Source organism: Candidatus Aquarickettsia rohweri, from assembly GCF_003953955.1.
GTDB lineage: Bacteria > Pseudomonadota > Alphaproteobacteria > Rickettsiales > Midichloriaceae > Aquirickettsia > Aquirickettsia rohweri.
In genome coordinates this window covers 1-1603 of record NZ_RXFM01000139.1, presented here as the reverse complement: position 1 = coordinate 1603, position 1603 = coordinate 1, and the positions used below count along the sequence as shown (strand labels likewise).

The following is a 1603-nucleotide window of genomic DNA, read 5'->3' as shown; positions in this document are numbered from 1 at the left end:
AGAAATTATAGCAGAGTCAACAGGATTAACTGTAGAGGAGATTGAAAAGTTAAGAACACAGAACATAGGCCATTAGATACTCACAATTACTGTAAATAATGTTAACTTGGAGAGAATCATTAATATATATTTAAAGGTTCTGATATTTTAGTACTTTATGCTAGTTTTATTCATTAATTTTAATTGGTAGTGTGAAAAATTCAAACTTAATAAAAATACACTCAGATGAAAATAATTTATCAAAAGAACAAAAATTATTTAATCAACTCTCAAAACAGATAGAGAGAAAGAAAAAGGAATTAGGTAAATGGGAAAAGTATGCTGGAGAATATAGGCAAAAACATGCTAAATATTTTTTTCCTTTAGAGAATGAATTTTATGAATGTAGAAAAAAAATGGTCTTCTTATTTGATACAAGATTGGGAGATACAAATTTTAATAATGGAGAAAAAAGAAAGTTAAGGTCACTTACTCATGATATGTGTATAGACCTTTTAAATGAAACCTACGATGAAAAAGTTGAGATAATATTAAAAAAATACAGCAAACCAAGAACAAAGAAAAAATCAGTACTTGAAGACATATTCGAAAATATAGCATCAAAAATGGAAGAAAATATTGGTAGATGGCAAGAAGAAATGGCAAATGAAGATGAAGAGTGCCATGAATTGAAGCAAGAAACTAAAGAAGAGAAGGAAGGAAAAGAGTCTATGAAGGATATTTACAAAAAATTAGCAGCAATACTTCATCCTGATAGAGAGCTAGATGAGAAAGAAAAAAAGAGAAAAACTGAGGTAATGCAAAGAGTAACAGCAGCTTATAGAGATAGAAATTTAACTGAGTTACTAAAAATAGAGTTAGAAGAGACAAAATCAATGATGAGCGCAGATAAATTATCAAAGGAAACTACAAAAGGATTAAACAAGGTACTTAGAAATGAGTTAGAAGAATTAAAGGAGAGGGTATATTTAAGTAAAAGGTATTTTCAAATTTCATTTAATGGATTAAAATTGAATAGTTTAAGTAAAAAAAAGATTGATAATTTATTTGATAAAAAAGTAGAGCGTAAAGACAAAATTGTTAAATCGGCCAAGAGTGATTTAAAAAGTTTTACATTAAATGTTAAAAATCTTAAGAAATTTATAAGATCTCTAGAACTTAGAAGACGACCTTCATTAGAAGATCTAATTTTTATGTAATTGTGTAGAATAAAAAATTCTCATAAAGTATACTTTTTGAAACGTAAACGCTAAAATATCCCCATCTTGACAAGTATTATCCGCCTTTCTTTGGGTTTCTTAAGTTTTTTGATAATTCTAAAAAAAATTTAATTTGATGATATTTTTTTATCAATATTATATGGAAGTAAATTTACTAACTCTTTTGGATCAGAATAATCATGAATATGATTCAGCAAATATTTTAAATAATCATAAGGATTAATCTTATTTACTTTGCAAGTTTCAATAATACTATAAATATTTGCACTAGCTTTAGCACCCTTAGTTGTTGCACAGAACATCCAATTTTTTCTGCCAACTGCAAATGGTTTTATACTACGCTCCGAATCATTATTATCAATACGCAGTCTTCCATCTAAAAG

General features: G+C 27.1%; 2 protein-coding genes. One reads left to right on the top strand and one right to left on the bottom strand.

The window, feature by feature from the left end:
• Positions 1 to 191 precede the first annotated feature (191 nt).
• The gene (locus tag EIC27_RS06780; RefSeq protein WP_126045285.1) at positions 192 to 1199 is read left to right on the top strand and encodes a hypothetical protein; all 1008 of its coding nucleotides are present in this window, start codon (positions 192 to 194) and stop codon (positions 1197 to 1199) included.
• A 128-nt stretch (positions 1200 to 1327) separates the two neighbouring features.
• Here the strand turns inward: EIC27_RS06780 and EIC27_RS07965 are convergent.
• Positions 1328 to 1603 (bottom strand): transposase domain-containing protein (locus tag EIC27_RS07965; protein WP_153183752.1); only part of this gene is annotated, 276 nt, incomplete at its 5' end.